Source organism: Micrococcus sp. EWR3.9.1, from assembly GCF_052615555.1.
On the sequence record NZ_JBQXFD010000005.1, the window covers coordinates 20769 to 38323 of the forward strand.

Genomic DNA, 17555 nt, shown 5'->3' on the forward strand with positions numbered 1-17555 from the left:
GGGGCGGGCCCCTGTGCGGGACGGGGCGGCTGTGCAGGAGTGGACGACGGGGCGGTGAGCGCGGGCCCGGATCAGTCCGGGAACGAGAGGTCGCGCACCCCGCGGTCGAGCTCCTGCGCCCGCCACGAGGAGCCCACCAGCAGGAACACGAACTCCTCCGTCTCCGCGTAATAGGCGCCGTCGTCGCCGGCGGAGATCCCCCGCAGGCCGCCCAGCGGGTTGAGCTCCCGGACCGTGCCGTCGATCGACACGATCCGCGGCACCACGCGCTCGTCGGGCTTCTCGGCGTACGACGAGACGAGCAGGTTCGTGCCTCCGGCCCACTCCACCGAGTCCTCCGAGCCGGAGGAGGGCAGCAGGATGGGCTCGGTCAGGGCGTTCGGCACCCCGTCCGAACCGCGCACGACGCCGGACACGCGCAGGGTGGTCCGCTGGCCGTCGTCGACGAGGATCGCGGCCCGGGCCCCGCTCCGGGACAACCGCAGGTCGACGATCCGCTCACCGGGCCGCAGCCAGGTGGCCGTCACGATGCGCTCCTGCCCGCCGGGCTGGGCCGGGACGGCACGGATCCGCGAGGTCGTCCCCCTGTCGGCCGCCCATACCCAGCCCAGGAGGTCCAGCGACGGGACGGTGAGTCCGGTGCCGCGCAGCGCCTCCCGCAGGGAGCCGTCCGTGCCGGCGACGAGGACCGCCGTCCGATCACGGGTGACGAACGCGAATCGGCTGCGGTCGCCGGACATCGTCGGGCGGACCGGATCGAGCGCGGTGACGTCCGGGGCGCCGCCCACCGGCGTGACGCTGGTCCCCTGCACGTACACGAGTCCGCCCGTCGCCGTGTCGATGCCCACCTGGACCGAGCCGACGGCGGGGTCGGTCTGGACCGGGGCGGGGCCGTCGCCTCCCGACGTGGACAACTGGGCGCCGGCGACGGTCACCTCGACCTCCTTGACCGACTGGAGGCCCGTCAGGGTCAGCTCCAGCTGCTCCCGCATGCGGTGCCGCCGGTCGGCATCGGCCCCCTCGGCGGCCGCCTGGGTGAGGTCGACGTGGGCCACGCCGTCGTCGTCGACGGGCACCGTGGGCGCGGCCAGGTCGGTGCCGGTGCGCAGCGGGAAGGCCGTCTCCACCGCCCCGGCCAGATACGGTGCCGGCCCGCGCAGCAGCGCTCGCGTCACCGCGGTCACGGTGGTGCCCCGATTGACGAACCACCGCACGTCCGGCACGACGTAGCGCTTCGCGGTGTCGTAGAAGGCGAGCTCGTGCGGGGCGAACAGCTGTCCGAACTGCGCCTGGGAGAGCAGCGTGCCGTTCTCCGTGGACGTGATCCGCATGCCCTGCGGCCGTTCCCGCACCGTGACGGCCCAGGCCCGCGTGGTCCCCGGCGGCGCGATGGTCCGCAGGTCGTACTCGTCGATCTCCGAGTCGACCTCGACCTGGATCTGGTAGTCCCCGGCGCCGTCGCCCCGGGTGATGCGCGGCTCCGCCGAGTACACGAGGGTGCGCTGCCCGGGCGTCCACTGGGTGGCCGCGGGCCCGTCGAGGAACTCGCGCGCCACCGCGTAGTCGTCCTGCGGGCTCGTGCCCGCGAGCAGGAAGCCCCGGATGGCCTCCTCCGCCGTGTCCGACTCGGCCGGTCCCGGCGGATGGAACTGCGGCGCATCGGCGTCTGCGGTGGCCCCGTCGACCGGGTCCGCGCTGCGCACCTCGGAGCTCTGGGGGATCTGGGTGCAGCCGCTGAGGGCGAGCATCAGGGCGACGATCACGCCGACGACGGCGACCCGCGGCGGGCGGGGCGGCTGCGGATCCACGGTGGTCATCGGGCCTCCTCTGCCGGGTCGTCGCCGGTCGGGTCCCCGGGGGCCGACCCGTGGGCGGGATCCTCCGCAGGGACCACGCGCACCGGCCGGGTGGGTGCGGTCAGGGCCTGCTCGGCCTGGCGCGCGGACGGCGGGGCGGCCGCGGCCGCCGCGGTGACATCCGCGACCGTGCCGACGGCGTCGGCGTCCGCCTCCTGCGGGACGGGCCGGGACAGGTCATCGGCGTACCGGCGGTCCGCCGTGCTGTAACGGGGCGGGATGGGCAGCACGGAGCGGCCGATCGGTTCCGGGGCCTCCGCGCCCTGCACGGCCGGGCGCGGCTCCCGCGGCAGGGTCACCATGAAGGTGGACCCCTCCCCCAGCTCGCCCCACGCCTCGAGCCGGCCGCCGTGCAGCCGGGTGTCCTCGGCGGCGATCGCCAGACCCAGTCCGGACCCGCCGGTGGTGCGCTTGCGTGAGGGGTCGGCCCGCCAGAACCGGTCGAACACGCGCTGCACCTGCTCGGGGCTCATGCCGATGCCGTGGTCCACGACGGCGAACGTGACGGCCTCCTCGTCGGCCGCCACGAGCACGTCCACCGGCCGGCCCTCGGCGTGCTCGATCGCGTTGTTCACCAGGTTGCGCAGGATCCGTTCGATCCGCCGCGGGTCGACCCAGGCGACGTGGCCGTCGGCGCGGTCCCGGTCCATGGGCACCATGTACACGGGCACGCCGATCTGATCGGCCAGCGGCTGAGAGGTGAGCACGACGTCGCGGGCCAGCTCGAGCATGTCCGTGGCCTCGAGGGCGGGGGTGGCGGCGCCGGCGTCGAACCGGGTGATCTCCAGCAGGTCCGCGAGCATGGCCTGGAAGCGGTCCACCTGGTGGTAGAGCAGCTCGGTCGAGCGTCGGCTGACCGGGTCGAAGTCCTCACGCGAGCCGTACAGCACGTCGGCCGCCATCCGCACGGTCGTCAGCGGCGTGCGCAGTTCATGGGAGACGTCCGAGACGAACCGCTGCTGCATCTGGGACAGCTGGGCGAGCTGGCCGATCTGGTCCTGGATGCTGTCCGCCATCCGGTTGAAGGACATGCCCAGGCGGGCCATCTCGTCCTCACCGTCGACCGGCATCCGCACGGCCAGGTTGCCGCTCGAGAGGGACTCGGCCGCCCGGGCCGCCTGCTGCACGGGCCGGGTCACACGCCGCAAGACCCACCACGAGACCAGCACGTTGATCACCAGGAAGCCGACGCCGAACACCAGCAGCACCCCGAGCACCGAGTCGAGCGAGCTCTGGACGTCCGCGAGGTCGTAGACGAGGTAGAGCCCGTAGGTGGCACCCGGGGGCAGCACCACCTGGGTGCCGAACACGAGGCCGGGCCGGGTGCCGCCGCCGGGGTCCGGCAGCGCCACGCTCGCGTCGTACACGCCCGGCCCGGAGGCGACCGCGTCCTGCAGCTCCTGGGGGATCACCGCGGGATCGAGACCGGCGGAGGAGATCGTCCCCACGTACGCGGACTCGGAGCCCGGCAGCGGGGCGAGGTGGTAGCGGCGGCGGATCGTGGTGCCCGAGTCCCCCTCGAGGGCACGCAGGGTCTGGGTCACCAGCACGTCCGTGCTCTGCGCGTCCGTGGCGGTGGTCTGCGCGAACGTCTCGCGCACCTGGCTCAGGCCACGGCGAGCCTCGGCCTGGACCTGCTCGTAGCGGGCCTCGAAGAGTGCCTGGGTGATCTGCTGCGTCAGGAACGCGGCGACCACGAGGCCCGCGAGGATCGAGAGCAGGGCCGCGAGCACCGCCGTGCGCAGCCGCAGGGACCGGCGCCACCGACGGCGCAGCGCACGCCACGCGGGGCCGGGGACCCACGACCGTGGGCGGCCGGCGGCGGGCTCGACCGGCTCGGCGCCGGCCTCGGCCGCCGGGGCCGCGCTCACACCCGGGCCGGACACGGTCATGCGCTCAGCCCTGGCCGGCCTTGTACCCGACGCCGCGGACGGTCAGCACGACGCACGGGTTCTCGGGATCCGGCTCGACCTTGGAGCGCAGGCGCTGGACGTGGACGTTCACGAGCCGGGTGTCGGCCTGGTGCCGGTAGCCCCAGACCTCCTCCAGCAGCATCTCGCGGGTGAAGACGTGGCGCGGCCGCCGGGCGAGGGCCACGAGGAGGTCGAACTCCAGCGGGGTGAGGGCGATGCCGACGCCGCCGCGGGTGACCTGGTGGCCCGCCACGTCGATCTCGAGGTCCCCGATGTGCAGGACCTCCGCCGGCTTCGCCTCCCCCTCACGCAGGCGGGCCCGGACGCGGGCCACGAGCTCGGCCGGCTTGAACGGCTTGGGCACGTAGTCGTCGGCACCCGACTCGAGGCCGCGCACGATGTCCGCCGTGTCCGACTTGGCCGTGAGCATCACGATCGGCACGTCCGACTCGCCTCGGATGAGCCTGCAGACCTCGATGCCGTCGATGCCGGGGAGCATGAGGTCCAGCAGCACGAGATCGGGACGCTCGCGGTGGAACGCGGGCAGTGCGGAGGTGCCGTCCGCGGCGAACGCCGGCTCGAAGCCGTCGTTGCGCAGGACGATGCCGATCATCTCGGCCAGCGCCTCGTCGTCGTCCACCACCAGGATCTTGGCCTTGCCCATCCTGACCTCCTCGTCAGCGCTCCCCCCGGCGCCGCGAGCGGGACCGGCCCCGGGCACAGGAAATTTTCAGGATCAGCCCGATGATACCCGCCGGGCGGGCCCGTCCACGGCGGACGACGCCGAAGGTCGCCGGCGCCCGTCGGGGCGCCGGCTCAGCCGCGCAGTTCGGCGAGCCGCGCGGCCAGCTCCTCCGCGTCCCGCCGCAGAGTGCGGAGCACGGCGGGGTCGTGCGACCCCGCCGCCGTGAGGCCGACGTCGCCCACCCGTCCGGGGTCCACCCCCAGCCGTTCCCACGTGCGGACGACGTCGACCGGGCGCACGCCCGGCTCGGGGGCCAGGGTCAGCCCGCGCCCGACGTCGGCCCAGCCGGCCGCCGCCTCCCACGCCTCGCGGGTGCCGGGCGTGCCGTCGTCGAGGGGGCCCACGCCCACCACGAGCGAGACCGGGGCCGGGGCGGGCGCGTCCGCGGCTGCGTCGGGCCTGGGCAGGGACTCTCCCGTCAGCGTCGCCAGCGCGGCGGGCCCGGGCAGCTCGGCCCCCGGGGAGGCGGCGCGGCGGCCCGGCGCAAGCCACACCCGGGCGACGTCGGGCAGGGCGGTGAGCCCGTCGAGAGCGGCGCGCCACAGTCCGCGGGCCTCCTCGCGCGGCAGCGACCGGACGGTGCGGTACCCGCTCGCGGTGGGCAGGGTCCCGGCGAGGACGGCCGCCGCCCACGGCTCGTCGACGACGACGCCGAGGCGGGCCGCCCCGGTGGCCCTTCGAAGGCGGGGCAGGGCGTCCTGCAGTCCCTCGAGATAGGACTCGGCGACGTCGCGGCGGGCGCCGTGGTCGCCGAGGACGCGCTCTCCCCCGGGCAGCCAGAGGCCGGCGAGCAGGCTGAGCGGGCCGCGCACCCGCACGGCCAGACGTTCGACGACGGCGCCCTCGGCGCCCGCGGTGTCCGCCCAGCGGTGTGCGTCCTCGCGCCAGAGGGAGACGGCGCGGCGTCGGTCGCGGCCGGAGCCGGCGGCCCCGGGCGGGCTGACCCGCCAGCCGTGCGGCTGCAGGTCGACGGCCAGCTCCTGCAGGAGGGCGGCCGAGCGGCCGGTGGCGTCGGCGCCGGGTCCGCGATCGGGCAGCTCGGGGAGCACCGGCCAGTGGTCCGCGCCGAGCTCGCCGAGCGTGACGCGCTGCGCCTCTGCGACGTCGGTGCCGCGCCACGGCGTGCCGCCGAGGGCGACGGGGCCGGTGGCGCCGTCGTCGTGGGCGGCCTCAGTCATCCGCGTCCCCGGAGCCCGCCCCCGGCTCCGCCTCGGCGTCCGGCCGGCCCTCGGCCGCCAGCGCGCGGTGGTGGCGGATGACCTCGGCGATGATGAAGTTCAGGAACTTCTCGGCGAACGCGGGCTCGAGGTCGGCCTCGAGCGCGAGCCGGTGCAGCCGCGCGATCTGGGCGGCCTCACGCCCGGGGTCCGAGGGCGGCAGGTCGTGGCGGGCCTTCAGCGCACCGACCCGCTGCGTGAACTTGAACCGCTCGGCCAGGAGGTAGACGAGCGAGGCGTCGATGTTGTCGATGCTGCCGCGGATCGCGAAGAGCTCGTCGAGGACCGCCGGGTCCGCGGTGCCGGGCAGCGAGCTGGCGTGGGGGTCGTAGTCCGGGCTCATGGCCGAAGCCTACGCATCCGCGGGGGCGGACAGCCGGGCATTGCGGGCGGTGTCGATGGTGGCCTGGCCGAGCACGCGGGTGCCCCGGTACAGGACGGCCGTCTGACCGGGAGCCACGCCGCGCAGGGGGCGCGCCGGCTCGATCTCCCACCCCGGATGCCCCGCCGCGTCCGCGCGCTGGCGGGCGCGGGCCTCGACGATCTCGCCGTGGGCCCGGAACTGCAGCGCACAGTCGAACCAGGCATCCGTGCGGGCTTCGGGCACCGGGGCGCCGGCCCACGACGGGCGGATGCCGGTGATGCGGTCGACGTCGAGCAGCTCACGCCCGCCGACGACCACGGTGTTCTCCTTCGGCCGCACCTCGAGCACGAACCGGGGCTTGCCGTCGGGCGCGGGACGGCCGATGGCCAGGCCCTTGCGCTGGCCGACCGTGAACGCCTGGGCGCCTGCGTGGGTGCCGAGCTCCTGTCCCTCCGGGTCCACGATGGGGCCGGGGGCCAGGTCGATGCGCTCGGCGAGCCAGCCGCGGGTGTCGCCGTCGGGGATGAAGCAGATGTCGTGGGAGTCCGGCTTCGCCGCCACGGACAGGCCGCGCTCGGCCGCCTCGGCGCGCACGAGCTCCTTGGACGGCGTGTCCGCGAGCGGGAAGAGGCAGTGGGCGAGCTGATCCGCGGTCAGCACGCCGAGCACGTAGGACTGGTCCTTCGCGTCGTCCGCGGCGCGGTGCAGCTCCAGCGAGCCGTCCGGACCGGGCCGCACGGCGGCGTAGTGGCCCGTGCAGACGGCGTCGAAGCCCAGCTCGAGGGCGCGCTCGAGCAGCGCCGCGAACTTGATGCGCTCGTTGCAGCGCATGCACGGGTTGGGCGTGCGGCCGGCCTCGTACTCGGCCACGAAGTCGTCCACGACGTCCTCCGCGAACCGCTCGGAGAAGTCCCACGTGTAGAAGGGGATGCCGAGCCGCTCACACGCGCGCCACGCGTCCGAGGCGTCCTCGATGGTGCAGCAGCCGCGCGAGCCGGTGCGCAGGGTGCCGGGCATGCGGGACAGGGCCAGGTGGACGCCGACGACGTCGTGCCCGGCGTCCACGGCACGCGCCGCGGCGACGGCGGAGTCGACTCCCCCGGACATGGCGGCCAGGACCTTCACGGGCGGGCTCCTCTCTCGACGACGGACGGGCGGTCCAGTCTAGACGCCCGGCCCCAGCAGTGTCCGCAGCGCGTCGATGAGCGCGGCCGCCTCGGCCGGTGTCGTCGTCCGGCCGAGGGTGAACCGCTGGGTGGCCCGCGCGTCGGCCTCCGTCCGCCCCGGCAGGGCCGCGACCACGTGCGACGGCTCGGCCACCCCGGCGGTGCACGCCGACCCGGACGAGGTGTCCAGCCCGGCCATGTCGAAGGAGAACAGCAGCGCGTCCGCCGTCCGGCCCGGCACGGTGATGTGGACGTTGCCGGGCAGTCGGCGCGTCCCCGGCGACAGCGCCTGCCCCGTCGCCGGGTCGAGGTCTCGCGGCCCGGTCAGGCGCACCCCGTCCAGGGCGTCGACGGCGGCGATCACCTCGTCCCGCAGCCCGCCCAGGCGGGCGGCCTCGGCGGGCTGCTCCGCGACGGCCTCCGCCACGGCGGCCGCCAGCGCGGCGGCCAGGGCCACCGAGACCGTGCCCGAGCGCAGGCGGCGTTCCTGGCCGCCGCCGTGCACCACGGCCTCCAGCGTGACGTCCCGGCGCACGAGCAGGGCGCCGACACCCACGGGGGCGCCGACCTTGTGCCCCGAGACGGCCAGGGTCGCGGCCCCGGACGCGGCGAAGTCCACGGGCACCGCCCCGAGGGCCTGGACGGCGTCGGTGTGCAACGGGACCCCGTGGTCGGCCGCAAGCCGGGCGGCCTCCGCGACGGGCTGGACCGTGCCGATCTCGTTGTTGGCCCACATCAGCGTGGCCAGGGCGGTCCGCTCGGGCGCGGTCGCCAGCGCGGCCCCCCATGCGGCGAGGTCGACCCGCCCGTCGTCGTCGACCGGGACGAGCACCGGCTCGGCGCCCTCGTGCGCGGCGAGCCAGTCCACCACGTCGAGGACCGCGTGGTGCTCGATGCCGGTCAGCACGATCCGGGTGCGCTCCGGAGCGGCCGCGCGGCGGGCCCGGTACAGCCCCTGGACGGCGAGGTTGTCCGCCTCGGTGCCCCCGGACGTGAGGATCACCTCGGTGGGGTGCGCCCCGAGCGCCGCGGCGATGCGCTCCCGCGCCTCCTCGAGGCGCAGCTTGGCCCGGCGGCCGGAGGCGTGGAGGGAGGCCGGGTTGCCGGGCAGCGCGGCCGCCTCGGCCAGGGCCGCGAGCGCGGTGGGGCGCACCGTCGTGGTGGCGGCGTGGTCCAGGTGCACGCGGTCCGGGGTGGTCACCCGGCCAGTCTAGGAGCCGCGCCGGATGTGCCCCGGCTCAGTCCCGGGCGAGGAACCGCTCGACGTCGCGGGTCGGGCCCACCAGGAGGATCGTGTCCTCGGGCTCGAGCACGTAGTGACTCGGCGGGTAGAGCCACGTGCCGCGGCTGCGGACGGCGACCACGCGCATGCCCCGCTCCCCCGCGAGCCCGGTGGCTCGCAGGTCCCTGCCCAGCAGGCGCGACGGCGGCGTGGCCCGGACCATGGCCAGGCCCGGCTCGACCTCGACGAAGTCCTGGAAGGACGTGCTGACCAGGTGCGCCACGCGGCGGCCCATGTCCCGCTCCGGGTGGACCACGTGCTCCACGCCGAGCTGACGCAGGATCTCGCCGTGGCGGTCGTCATTGGCCTTGGCCCAGAGCTGGTGCGTCCCGAACCGCCGCATCAGCGAGACGGTGAGGATCGAGTCCGCGAGGTCGCCGCCGATGGCGACGACGACGTGGTCCATCTCGTGGACCGAGAGCTGGCGCATCGCCTCCTCGTCCGTGCTGTCCGCGCGGACGACGTGGGTCAGCCGGCCGTTGAGCGCCTGGACGGCCTCGGCATCGGCGTCGACCCCCAGCACGTGGCAGTCGGACTCCATGAGCTCGCGGGCGACCCCGGAGCCGAACCGGCCGAGCCCGAGGACGGCCACGGTGGGGCGGTCGCCCCGGCGGGGGGCGAACAGGGAACGGGTGAGATCAGCCAATGAGGGGTCTCTCCTTCGGGTACTCGAAGTGGCGGGTGCGGTCGGTCAGGGCCAGGCTGCCGGCGACGGTGGCGGGGCCGATGCGGCCGACGAACATGAGGAGCATCAGGATGCCCTGCGCGGCCGGCGGCAGCTGGGCGGTGATGCCGGTGGACAGGCCCACCGTGCTGAACGCGGACACGCACTCGAACAGGATCTGGTCGGTCGTGAACGAGGACAGGCCCATGAGCGCCATCGTGGCGACGGCGATCGCGGTCGCGGAGAGCATGATCACGGTGATCGCCTCGCGGTGCGTGGTCCGGGAGAGCCGGCGGCCGAACGCATGGACGGCGCCCTCCCCCCGGATCTCCGCGAGCACGATGAACAGCAGGACGCTCGCCGTCGTGATCTTCACGCCCGAGGCGGTGCCGGCGGGGCCGCCGCCGATGAACATGAGCACGTCGGTGGCGAAGAGCGTCACGGGGTGCATCTGCCCGTAGTCCAGGGTGTTGAAGCCGGCGGTGCGGGTCGTGACGGACTGGAAGAACGCCGCGAGCACGCGCGAGGCCGGGTCCAGACCGCCCAGGGTCCGCGGGTTGGACCACTCGAGGACGAGGTACATGAGCGTGCCGCCCACCAGCAGCACCGCGGTGCCCACGAGCACGAGCCGGACCGTGAGGTTCCACCGCTCGGGTCGGCGCAGGTCTCGCCGCAGGGTCAGCACGACCGGCAGGCCCAGGCCGCCCAAGATGATCGCCGCCGCGATCGGCAGGCAGATGAACGGGTCCGAGACGAAGCCCATGAGGTTGTCGCTGAACAGCGCGAACCCGGCGTTGTTGAATGCGGAGACCGCGTGGAAGACCCCCTGCCACAGTGCCTGGCCCGGGGACATTCCCGCGCCCAGCCAGAAGCGCAGGCTCAGCAGCAGCGCCACCGAGGCCTCGACGGCCGTGGAGTACAGGATCAGGGCCCGCAGCACCCGGGGCAGGTCCCCGATCCCCTCGGCCCGGGTGGAGGCCGCGGCGTCGAGGCGCTGGGTGAGGCCGAGCCGCCGGAGGATCACCAGCCCCAGCAGCGACGTGAACGTCATGACGCCCAGGCCACCGAGCTTGATGAGCGTGAGGATCACGAGCTGACCCAGGGGTGTCCAGAACGTCTGGGTGTCCACGACGCCGAGGCCCGTCACCGTGGTGGCGCTGGTCGCCGTGAACGCGGCCTCCAGCGGGGTGGGCGCGCGGCCCTGATACGAGGCGGGCAGCAGCAGTGCGCCGGTGCCCGTCACGATGGCGACGAGGAAGGACCCGACCACGAGCTGGGTCGGACGGATGCGGGGCCGACGCGGGCCGACCCGCGGCGACGAGGTAAATGTCACGGGAGGGAAACATAGTCCTTCCGGGGCGCACTGTCACCGTGCGGCGCCGGTGGTTGAATGGCCGGGTGCCGACCCCCTCCGTCCCGCTCGTCCACCCGGTGCACCGGTTCGCCCACCACGAGATCGACTTCCACCGCCGGATCGTCACGATGGCCGTGGTCAACCGCACCCCGGACTCCTTCTACGACGACGGCGCCGGCGCCGTCCTGGAGGACGCCCTCGCCCAGGCCCACGCCGCGGCGGACGCCGGAGCCGAGTGGGTCGACGTCGGCGGCGTGCCGTTCGCGCCCGGGGCGGAGCTCGACCCGACCGAGGAGGCGGCGCGGGTGGTCCCCCTGATCGCGGCCCTGCGGAGCGGGGACGGGGCCGGGTCGTCCGAGGCATCGCGCCGGCTGATCCTCTCGGCGGACACGTTCCAGCCGGCCGTGGCCGAGGCGGCCCTGGCGGCGGGGGCGGACGTCGTCAACGACACCACGGGACTGTTCCACGCGGACCTGGGCCGGGTGGTGGCCGCCGCGGGCGCGCACCTCGTGGTCACCCACTCCCTCGCCCACGTGCGCGGACCCCGGGCCGTGGTCCCCCGGCCGACCTACGGCGACGTCGTCAGGGAGGTCCGCGACCACCTGCGGCGCACCGTCGACCGGGCCGTGGCGCTCGGCGTCCCCGAGGAGAGGATCATCGTGGACCCCGGCCACGATCTGAACAAGAACACCCGGCACACCCTCGAGATCACGCGGCGGCTGGACGAGATCGCCACCCTGGGGCTGCCCGTGCTGGCCGCGGTCTCGAACAAGGACTTCATCGGCGAGAGCCTGGACCGGCACCGGCACGAGCGCCTGCCCGGCTCGCTGGCCGCGGCCGCGGCCTGCGTGTACGGCGGCGCCCGGATCCTGCGCATGCACGACGCCGACGCCTCCGTCTCGGCGGCCCGCATGCTCGAGTGCGTGTTCGGGTGGCGTCAGCCGGCGCGCCTGGTCCACAACATGGGCGCGGAGAACCCGCCGCCGGACCGCAGCACCCTGGCCGGACACCGCGCCCACCGCGGGGGGCGGGCATGAGACGGCTGACCGAGACCGGCCCCGGCCTGGACGACGACGCCCTCCGCACCGCCCTCGCGGCCCCGGCGGCTGAGGACACCGGCCCCGGACCCTGGGTCCGCGTCGTGTTCATCGCCTCCGCCGACGGCGCGGCCACCCTGGACGGCCGTGCGGGCGGGCTCGGTTCCCCCGCGGACCAGCGGCTGCTCTCGCTGTCCCGGCACGACGCCGACGTCGTGCTCGTGGGGGCCGGGACCATCCGGGCCGAGGGCTACGAGGGTGCGCTGCTGTCCGAGGAGGACCGGCGTCGACGCGCGGAGGCCGGCGGGCCCGCGGACCCGCCCGTGGCCGTGGTCAGCGGCAGCCTGGACCTGGACCCGGCGTCCGCGTTCTTCACGGCCGCCCCGGTGCGCCCCTGGATCCTGACGTCCCGGGCCGCCCTCGCGGCCGAGCCGGAGCGGGCGGCGGCGCTGGCCGCGCGCGCGGACGTGCTGGCGGTCGGCGAGGAGCACGTGGACCCCCAGACCGTGGTGGCGACCCTGCACGCGCGCGGCGCCCGCGTCGTCCACTGCGAGGGCGGACCGCGCCTGTTCGGCAGCCTCGCGGCGGCCGGCCTCGTGGACGAGGTGCACCTCACCGTGGCGCCGCTGCTGGCCGGACCCGCCGCCGGCCGCGTCCTGACCGGCGAGGACGGCCCCGGCCTCCCCGCCCGGCTGCAGCTGGTCCAGGTGCTCCACGACGACGGCATGCTGTTCCTGCGCCTGCACCACGAGCGGCACGCCTCCCCCGACCCGGACCCCACGCCGTGAGCGCGGCCGAGGAGCACCGCACCGCCTACGAGGTCCTGGGCGTGTCCCGCGACGCGACCGCCGACGAGGTCCGGCGGGCCTACCGCCGCGCGGCCCGGGCCGCTCACCCCGACGTGGGCGGCGACCCCGCCGCCTTCCGGGCCGTGACGCGGGCGTGGGACCTGCTCGGCGACGCCGAGGCCCGGCGCCGGTACGACCTCTCGCTGCCCGGACTCGACGTCGCCCGGGCCCGCGACCCCCGCGCGCGGGCCGGATCAGGGCGGGCGAGACCGTCGGGACCGTCCGGACCCGGCGGACGTGCCGCCCGCCCCGTGCGCTACGAGCCCCCGCCCGGCGAGGCGGAGGCCGACCCGACCGTGCTGGACCTGCCGCGATCGAGCCAACGCGTCCACGGGGCACCGCGGCCGCGCGGGATCCTGCCGGACGAGCACCGGATCCTGCGGCAGGCCCGCACCCTCGACGTGCTGCTGCGCCACGTGGCGGACGCGCTCCCGGCCGCCCGGGTCCTGACCGGGCTGCGGCTGGACGGGCGCTGGGGACGGCACCTCGACGTGGACCACGCGGTGCTGTGCGGCCACCGCCTGGCGCTGATCGGCTCCGTCATGGTCCCGGAGGGGACCTACACCTGGGACGGGGCGGATCTGCGCTCCCGGGGCCGTCCCGTGGCCCCGCCGCTGCTCGGCCCCGCGATGATGGCGTGGCAGCAGGCCCTGCCCCAGGTCACCGTCGGCGGCTTCGTGCACGTGATGACGGACCGCGACGCGCGGCACGCGCCCGTGATCCGGCACGCGCGGGGCGCGAACTCCCCGGGGACGCAGGCCGACCTGCTCACCGCCCCGCCCGCGCCCGGGCTCGCCTTCGCCCGCGAGGTGGCCCTCTTCCTGGGCACGGGCCCGGACCCGGACCTCGTGGACCGCCGCGCGCTCGGCGCGCTGGTCGCCCGGCTCCACTGAGCCAGACCCCCGCCCGGCGACGCCGCACTAGGCTGGACGCGTGCCCGACTCCCCCGCCCCGCCCTGCCCGAACCCGCACGAGGGCGCCGACCGCGCCCCGGCGCCCGGCACCCCCGAGTTCCGTATCCTGCTGCTCACCCCGGAGATCCCGGGCAACACCGGCAATGCGATCCGGCTCGCCGCCCTCACGGGGGCCGAGCTGCATCTCGTGGAGCCGCTCGGCTTCGGGTTCGAAGACGCGCACCTGCGCCGCGCGGGCCTGGACTACCACGACCTCGCGGTGGTGACGGTGCACCCGGACCTCGACGCGGCGCTCGCGGCCCTCGCCCCCGCCCGGGTGCTGGCCTTCACCGCGCGCGGGTCCGTGCGCCACGACCGGGTCGCCTATCGGCCCGGAGACGTGCTGCTCTTCGGCCGCGAGTCCACCGGCCTGCCGGAGGAGGTGCTGGCCGACCCGCGGGTCACCGAAACCGTCTGCCTGCCCATGCAGCCGGCCCGTCGGTCCCTGAACCTGGCGAACGCCGTCTCCATCGCCGTGTACGAGGCCTGGCGCCAGCACGACTTCGCCGGGTCCGCTGCCCACCCCGATTCCCTAGACTGAGGCCACCATGCAGACTCCTGACGCGTCCGAGCCCCACGCCGACCGCCCCGACGACGCCGGCCAGCCCGCCCTGGACACCCTTCTGCGCCGCAGCGCCGAGGGCGACCGGGCGGCCTTCTCCGCGTTCTACGACGCCACGGTCCCGTGGGTGCACGGCCTGGCCGAGGCGATGTTCGGCCCCGGCGACGACGCCGCCGAGGCCACCGTCCGCACCTACCTGACCGCGTGGGAGGAGGCGTCCGAGGCCAGCCTCGACCTGAGCGAGCAGGACGACGCGACCCACCGCGAACGCCAGGTGTTCACGTGGCTCGAGGTCCTCGCCCACCGCGTGATGACCTCGCTGCGCCGCGCCGGCGGCTCCGCGGCGGAACGTGGGCGTCGTCCCGGCCCGGCCGGCCCCGCCGCGCTGCCGGAGGACCTCATGGACCGGGTGGACCCGGACGCGTTCGAGGCCGTGCGGCTGGCCTGGCTGGGCGGCTGCACGGACCGGGAGGTCGCCGATCGGCTGGATCTGCCGGCCGACCGGGCCCGCACCCTCCTGCGCGACGGCGTCCGGCAGGTCGTCGCGGCCCGCCGCGACCTCACCCAGGACGGCGCCCGGCCGTCCGCGCCCGCCCCGGCCTCCGGCCCGGCCCTGGGCGCGGGCGTGCGCGAGGACGTCGACGCCGGCCGCACGCTCGAGCTGGCCGACCTCTCCGCCGTGCACGCCCTCGACACCGCCGGGCACACCGCGGCCTTCTCCGCCGTGCAGCGGCGGGGCGGCGAGCTGGCCCGGTGGCGTTCCCGGGTGGACGGGGCGCGCCAGGCGGTGGCCTGGGCGTTCCGCTCCGTGACGGCCGAGCCGCCGTCGGCCCTGCTCGACGAGGTCCTGCGCCGCCTGCCCGCCCAGGACGTGGGCATGGACCTGATCGGCGACGAGTCGGCCCCCGCCGGCCCGCCGCGGGACCGCCTGCGCTGGCTCAAGGTGACGGCGCTGGTGCTGCTCGCGGCCCTCGTGCTCGGCGTCGGCGGGTGGACGGTGTGGAGTCAGTTCACGCGGCCGGGCATCGTGCACCGCATCGACCAGTCGAAGGACCTGTTCACGACCTCGGAGTATCCGGCCCAGGACGGCGGGAGCGTCCAGGCGTTCCTGTCCCGGGAGCAGAACAGCGGCTACCTGATGATCAGCGGGATGCCCCAGCTGCCGGAGGGTCAGTCCTACCAGCTGTGGCTCTACCCCTCGGACGGCACGGCCCCGGCCTCGCTCGGCACGTTCGACGCCAACGGCTTCGGCGAGCCCGTGACCTTCCGGGGGCTGGACCGCTTCGCGGCGATGGGCATCTCCGTGGAGCCCAGCTCGGGCTCCGAGGTGCCGACGTCGGAGCCCATCGTCGGCGTGGACCTCGACCCCACCGCGCAGACCGGCCCGCGCTACGGCGGGCGGCCGAGCAACAACTGAGTCCCCGGAGCAGAAGGGCCGACGACGCGGCGCGTCGTCGGCCCTTCTGCTGTGGGGGCGGTTCAGAACCCGGCGATGGTGCGCGGACCGTTGACCGTGACCAGGTGGAACGCCTCGGCGTGGCCCTGCCCGGCGGCCGGGCCGGCGGCGTGCCGGTGATGTTCGGCCATCTGGGCGAGCACCTGCCGCCGCATCGCGTCGACGTCCGGGTGCTGGGAGAGGTGGGCGTCGAGGGCGCGCAGCTTCTGCTCCGCCAGGCCCGTGACGTCCACGACCGTGTTCCGCCGTGCGGCGGGGGCGGCGTACAGCAGCAGGTGCCGGATCTTGAACGCCTCCAGCCCCTCCGCCGCGAGCTCCGGGTACGCGTACGGGTTCTCGACCGCCGGGTACGCGGCGCGCACCACGGCCTCGCCGCAGGCGAGGTGGTCCGGGTGGGCGGCCTGCATCCGCTCCCAGTCCCGCTCGGGGTGGGTGCTGAGGACGACGTCCGGGCGGACGCGGCGCATCAGGGCCACGAGCTTGCGGCGCACGCCGTGGTCCGGCTCGAGGTGTCCGTCGCGCTCGCCGAGGAAGTGGACCTCGGCGGCACCGACGACGGCGGCGGCCGCGCGCTGTTCGGCGTGCCGGCGGGCGGTCATCGCCTCCGGGCCCTCCGAGTCGAAGCCGCCGGCGTCCCCGTCCGTCACGATGCACAGCTCGATGTGCAGCCCGGCCGCGCGGAAGCCGGCCAGGGTGGCGGCGGCCCCGAAGTCGAGGTCGTCCGGATGGGCGCCGACGGCCAAGACTCGGCGCCAGCCGTGGTGGGCGGCGAGCTCAGCGGGGGTGGTGAGTGTGGTGGTCACGATTGGGTGTCCTCCGTGAACGTCACCTCGGCCTTCTGCTCCGCGCCGTCGCGGAGGTAGGTGACGTCCACCGAGTCTCCCACGCGGTGCTCGCGGACGACGGCGGTGAGGGACTCGGAGTCGATCACCGCGCGGTCGCCGACGGCGGTGATCACGTCGCCCTCCTTCAGCCCGGCCGCCGCGGCCGCCGACCCTTCCACGACCTGCTGGACGCGGGCGCCGTCGCTGAACACGGTCCGGGCGTTCTCGCCGCCGCCCTTCACCTCGGCGGGCTCCGGGGTGACGCTCACGCCGAGCATGGCGTGCGTGGCCTTGCCGTGGTCGATCAGGTCCTGCGCGACCCGCTGGGAGTAGTCCACGGGGATGGCGAAGCCGACCCCGATGTTGCCCGCCGCGCTCGGGTCCTGGCCGGTCGAGGCGATCGCGACGTTCACGCCCACCAGGCGGCCCTCGGCGTCGACGAGCGCGCCTCCGGAGTTGCCGGGGTTGATGGCCGCGTCGGTCTGCAGCACGTTGATGTACACCTCGCCCTGGGTGCCCTGCGGGGTGCCCGGCAGCTGGAAGCGGTACTGGTCGGAGCCGGAGGACGAGCCGGAGCTCTCGCCCTGCGGCTCGGGCGCCTCGGAGGACGCCACCGCGATGGTCCGGTCCAGGGTGGAGATGATCCCGTCGGTCACGGTGTTCGGCAGGCCCAGGGGGGCGCCGATGGCGACGGCCTCGTCCCCGACCTTCAAGTCCCCGGACCGGCCGATCTGGATGGGGGTGAGGTCCGGGGCGTCGATCTTGATGACGGCCAGGTCGGACAGCGGGTCGGTGCCCACGACGGTGGCAGCGTAGACCTCCCCGTCCGAGGTGCGCACCGTCAGCTCGGCGTCGTTGGCCTGGCCGCCGAGGGTGACCACGTGCGTGTTCGTGAGGATGTGCCCCTCCGTGTCCAGGATCGAACCGGAACCGGAACCGGAGGCGGAGCTCGACGTCGCGGAGATGGTCACCACGGAGGGCAGCGCGGTCTTCGCGGCGTTCCCGACGGCGGTGTCCGCCACGGGCTGTCCCCCGGCCTCGGCCGAGGTGTCCGTCGCCTGAGAGGAGGAGGAGCTCGCGGCCTCGCCGCCGTCCTCCGCGACCGCGCAACCGGAGAGCCCCACCATGAGCACGGCCGCGGCGAGCAGGCCCGCCCCGGCACGGGCGCGGGACTGGGGCCGGGGACGCGCGACGGGGCGGGCCGTCGGCACGGGGGGCTGGGTGGGGGCGGCGGTCTGGTCCACGGGGTCCTCGCTTCGGGTCGGGCCCCGGGCGGTCGACACGGACGCCCGTCGTCTTGCGGACGCGCGCCCC

At 75.5% G+C, this 17555-nt stretch carries 16 protein-coding genes; 5 read left to right on the forward strand and 11 right to left on the reverse strand.

Going from position 1 to position 17555, the window contains the following annotated elements:
* Positions 1–71: 71 nt before the first annotated feature.
* The 9 genes from ACUJ8O_RS04670 to ACUJ8O_RS04710 all read right to left on the reverse strand — a co-directional run bounded on the left by ACUJ8O_RS04670 (position 72) and on the right by ACUJ8O_RS04710 (position 10540).
* Positions 72–1817, reverse strand: a complete 1746-nt coding sequence (locus ACUJ8O_RS04670; protein WP_445373190.1) for an LpqB family beta-propeller domain-containing protein — start codon at positions 1815–1817, stop codon at positions 72–74.
* A complete protein-coding gene (gene mtrB / locus ACUJ8O_RS04675; RefSeq protein WP_445373191.1) occupies positions 1814–3748 on the reverse strand; it encodes an MtrAB system histidine kinase MtrB in 1935 nt (644 codons plus the stop codon). The genes ACUJ8O_RS04670 and mtrB overlap by 4 nt, the downstream gene beginning before the upstream one ends.
* Positions 3749–3752: 4 nt before the next feature.
* Positions 3753–4433 (reverse strand): MtrAB system response regulator MtrA, encoded by a 681-nt coding sequence (mtrA, locus tag ACUJ8O_RS04680; protein WP_095346918.1) that lies wholly within the window; start codon positions 4431–4433, stop codon positions 3753–3755.
* Positions 4434–4585: 152 nt separating this feature from the next.
* The gene (locus ACUJ8O_RS04685) at positions 4586–5692 is read right to left on the reverse strand and encodes a hypothetical protein (protein WP_148408398.1); all 1107 of its coding nucleotides are present in this window, start codon (positions 5690–5692) and stop codon (positions 4586–4588) included.
* Positions 5685–6074 (reverse strand): chorismate mutase, encoded by a 390-nt coding sequence (locus ACUJ8O_RS04690; RefSeq protein ID WP_002854878.1) that lies wholly within the window; start codon positions 6072–6074, stop codon positions 5685–5687. Before ACUJ8O_RS04690 ends, ACUJ8O_RS04685 begins: the two co-directional genes overlap by 8 nt.
* Positions 6075–6083: 9 nt before the next feature.
* Entirely contained in the window at positions 6084–7220 is a 1137-nt protein-coding gene (mnmA, locus tag ACUJ8O_RS04695) for a tRNA 2-thiouridine(34) synthase MnmA (RefSeq protein ID WP_148408397.1), read from the reverse strand.
* Between the two features lie 39 nt (positions 7221–7259).
* Complete coding sequence (locus ACUJ8O_RS04700; protein WP_036338305.1) at positions 7260–8462, reverse strand: cysteine desulfurase family protein; 1203 nt, start codon at positions 8460–8462, stop codon at positions 7260–7262.
* Between the two features lie 37 nt (positions 8463–8499).
* A complete protein-coding gene (locus ACUJ8O_RS04705; RefSeq protein ID WP_036315984.1) occupies positions 8500–9189 on the reverse strand; it encodes a potassium channel family protein in 690 nt (229 codons plus the stop codon).
* On the reverse strand, positions 9182–10540 hold the full coding sequence (locus tag ACUJ8O_RS04710; RefSeq protein WP_162833775.1) for a TrkH family potassium uptake protein: 1359 nt from the start codon (positions 10538–10540) through the stop codon (positions 9182–9184). The genes ACUJ8O_RS04705 and ACUJ8O_RS04710 overlap by 8 nt, the downstream gene beginning before the upstream one ends.
* A gap of 65 nt (positions 10541–10605) precedes the next feature.
* Here ACUJ8O_RS04710 and folP point away from each other — a divergent pair, with 65 nt between their 5' ends.
* From folP to ACUJ8O_RS04735, 5 genes are read left to right on the forward strand one after another with little or no spacing between them, the layout of a single operon-like run.
* Positions 10606–11598: a dihydropteroate synthase gene (gene folP, locus ACUJ8O_RS04715; RefSeq protein WP_445373192.1), complete on the forward strand. Its 993-nt coding sequence runs from the start codon at positions 10606–10608 to the stop codon at positions 11596–11598.
* Positions 11595–12386: a pyrimidine reductase family protein gene (locus ACUJ8O_RS04720; RefSeq protein WP_445373193.1), complete on the forward strand. Its 792-nt coding sequence runs from the start codon at positions 11595–11597 to the stop codon at positions 12384–12386. The genes folP and ACUJ8O_RS04720 overlap by 4 nt, the downstream gene beginning before the upstream one ends.
* Complete coding sequence (locus ACUJ8O_RS04725) at positions 12383–13339, forward strand: J domain-containing protein (protein ID WP_036338296.1); 957 nt, start codon at positions 12383–12385, stop codon at positions 13337–13339. The genes ACUJ8O_RS04720 and ACUJ8O_RS04725 overlap by 4 nt, the downstream gene beginning before the upstream one ends.
* A gap of 40 nt (positions 13340–13379) precedes the next feature.
* Positions 13380–13940, forward strand: a complete 561-nt coding sequence (locus tag ACUJ8O_RS04730) for a tRNA (cytidine(34)-2'-O)-methyltransferase (protein ID WP_012750989.1) — start codon at positions 13380–13382, stop codon at positions 13938–13940.
* A 7-nt stretch (positions 13941–13947) separates the two neighbouring features.
* Entirely contained in the window at positions 13948–15378 is a 1431-nt protein-coding gene (locus tag ACUJ8O_RS04735) for an anti-sigma factor (RefSeq protein ID WP_152743418.1), read from the forward strand.
* Between the two features lie 62 nt (positions 15379–15440).
* Here ACUJ8O_RS04735 and ACUJ8O_RS04740 read toward each other — a convergent pair whose 3' ends face one another.
* Positions 15441–16220 carry a PIG-L deacetylase family protein gene (locus tag ACUJ8O_RS04740; RefSeq protein WP_371506652.1) on the reverse strand — a complete coding sequence of 260 codons (780 nt, stop codon included), beginning with the start codon at positions 16218–16220 and terminating at the stop codon, positions 15441–15443.
* Positions 16217–17485, reverse strand: coding sequence for a S1C family serine protease (locus ACUJ8O_RS04745; RefSeq protein WP_256748732.1), 1269 nt, complete (start codon positions 17483–17485; stop codon positions 16217–16219). The genes ACUJ8O_RS04740 and ACUJ8O_RS04745 overlap by 4 nt, the downstream gene beginning before the upstream one ends.
* Between the last annotated feature and the right edge of the window lie 70 nt (positions 17486–17555).

What these genes read in the sequence shown, in the direction of transcription:
- ACUJ8O_RS04670 (WP_445373190.1), bottom strand. Translation starts at nt 1,817, where the DNA reads ATGACCACCGTGGATCCGCAGCCGCCCCGCCCGCCGCGGGTCGCCGTC.
- mtrB (WP_445373191.1), bottom strand. Translation starts at nt 3,748, where the DNA reads ATGACCGTGTCCGGCCCGGGTGTGAGCGCGGCCCCGGCGGCCGAGGCC.
- mtrA (WP_095346918.1), bottom strand. Translation starts at nt 4,433, where the DNA reads ATGGGCAAGGCCAAGATCCTGGTGGTGGACGACGACGAGGCGCTGGCC.
- ACUJ8O_RS04685 (WP_148408398.1), bottom strand. Translation starts at nt 5,692, where the DNA reads ATGACTGAGGCCGCCCACGACGACGGCGCCACCGGCCCCGTCGCCCTC.
- ACUJ8O_RS04690 (WP_002854878.1), bottom strand. Translation starts at nt 6,074, where the DNA reads ATGAGCCCGGACTACGACCCCCACGCCAGCTCGCTGCCCGGCACCGCG.
- ACUJ8O_RS04720 (WP_445373193.1), top strand. Translation starts at nt 11,595, where the DNA reads ATGAGACGGCTGACCGAGACCGGCCCCGGCCTGGACGACGACGCCCTC.
- ACUJ8O_RS04735 (WP_152743418.1), top strand. Translation starts at nt 13,948, where the DNA reads ATGCAGACTCCTGACGCGTCCGAGCCCCACGCCGACCGCCCCGACGAC.